Consider the following 1,907-nt stretch of genomic DNA (forward strand, 5'->3'; position numbering starts at 1 on the left):
AGCAAACATTAGCAAGCAATAGCAGATGTGCTAGACTGGGTTCATGGAAACACAAAATTGCCATGAAGCTATCGGAGTATGCGAAAAAATTAGGGGTTTCGTACCACACTGTTTGGAGGTTGTGGAAGCAGGGTCAGTTAGATGCCTATCAACTGCCCACAGGAACAGTGATTGTTAGAGATGGCGAGCAAAATCCACAACTTGTCCATGAGATTGCCTGTATCTATGCCAGAGTTTCCAGTTCGGAAAATAAAGATAATCTCAAAAGACAAGCGGATAGATTAGTCCAGTACTCTACCGCTCGTGGATACGGAATCTACAAAGTAGTTGAAGAAGTTGGCTCAGGTCTAAACGATAATCGCCAGAAATTAATATCAGTACTTAGCGACAAAAAATTCAATGTTCTAGTTGTAGAACACAAAGACCGTCTGACAAGGTTTGGTGCTAATTACATACAGGTTTTGCTGACACAGACAGGTAGAAGATTAGAAGTTGTTAACAATGCCGCGAATGATAAAGAAGATTTGATGTCAGATTTTGCTGCTGTCATCACCTCATTCTGTTCCCGTCTTTATGGTTTACGTAGAGCCAAAAGAAAAACGGAAAAGCTAATTGCCGAATTACAGAGTAATTCAGAGGAGTCATGCAATTAGCTGAAAAACATATTATTAAGTCGGGGACACGATTCTTTTCAGAAATAGACGCGCTATCCTTTGCTTCTAAAAATCTTTATAACGCGGCTAACTACATTATTAGACAAAATTACATCTTTGGTTGGGGGTATCTAAATTACAACAAAATGCATTCGTTAATGAAAAATCATGAAACTTACAGATACTTGCCAAGGAAGGTAAGCCAACAGATTCTTATGGTTTTAGACCGGAATTGGAAATCATTTTTTGCTTCTGTGCAAGAATACAAGGAACATCCGGATAAGTTCAAAGCATCTCCAGCGATGCCTAAGTACAAAGATAAGGCGAAAGGGCGCAATCTCTTAGTTTACACGATTCAAGCAATTAGCAAGCCGGGACTGGTGAGCGGAAGAGTTAAACTTTCAGGAACCAACATTGATTTCCCAACACAGGTGGCAAATCGTGTCTGTCAGGTCAGGATAGTTCCGAAATGTGACTGTTATGTCATCGAGGTAATTTATGAGCAACAGGAGTCCACCCCAATTAATTCTAGTGAAAGTGCTGCGATTGATTTAGGGTTAAACAACTTAGCAACGTTAACATCAAATCAAAAGGGATTTGTCCCTCTCTTGATTAACGGACGACCGCTCAAAAGTATTAATCAGTTCTTCAATAAACGCAAAGCGGCACTGCAATCTAAGTTAAGTAGAAAACGCCAAACATCTGTGCGAATTCAAAGATTAACTCGAGCCAGAAACCTGCAGATTGACAATTACTTGCACAACAGCAGCCGATTTCTAGTAGACCACTTGGTTGAAAAGCAAATTGGAACGTTGGTAATTGGTAAGAACGATCTGTGGAAACACGAAATTAATTTAGGAGCGCGAAACAACCAAAACTTTGTGAGTGTGCCATATTGCCGTTTTATAGAAATGCTGGCCTATAAGTGTCAATTGGCAGGAATAATGGTAGTTGTGACTGAGGAATCTTACACTTCCAAGAGCAGCTTTCTAGATCTTGACCCAATTCCTACTTATGGTCAACTTTTTGATTCACCCTCTTTTAGTGGCAAAAGAATCAGCCGAGGACTGTACAGGACTTCTGGAAATCGGTTCATAAACAGCGATGTCAACGGCTCGTACAATATCTTAAGAAAAGCAATCCCAAATGCATTTGCAGATGGGATAGGGAGCTGCGTAGTTCAGCCAAGGCGGGTCACACCCAATAAAGTGAAGGCGAAGGGGAAATCTGAAATGGTTTCCAAGGCTACGTAAT

At 40.6% G+C, this 1,907-nt stretch carries 2 protein-coding genes; both read left to right on the plus strand.

What is annotated here, in order from left to right:
* Positions 1 to 56: 56 nt before the first annotated feature.
* On the plus strand, positions 57 to 653 hold the full coding sequence (locus DP117_RS35140; protein WP_339381212.1) for an IS607 family transposase: 597 nt from the start codon (positions 57 to 59) through the stop codon (positions 651 to 653).
* Entirely contained in the window at positions 644 to 1,906 is a 1,263-nt protein-coding gene (locus tag DP117_RS35145) for an RNA-guided endonuclease TnpB family protein (RefSeq protein WP_169222758.1), read from the plus strand. Before DP117_RS35140 ends, DP117_RS35145 begins: the two co-directional genes overlap by 10 nt.
* Position 1,907 lies beyond the last annotated feature (1 nt).

It is taken from the genome of Brasilonema sp. UFV-L1 (assembly GCF_012912105.1).
Classification (GTDB): domain Bacteria; phylum Cyanobacteriota; class Cyanobacteriia; order Cyanobacteriales; family Nostocaceae; genus Brasilonema.

What these genes read in the sequence shown, in the direction of transcription:
- DP117_RS35145 (WP_169222758.1), top strand. Translation starts at nt 644, where the DNA reads ATGCAATTAGCTGAAAAACATATTATTAAGTCGGGGACACGATTCTTT.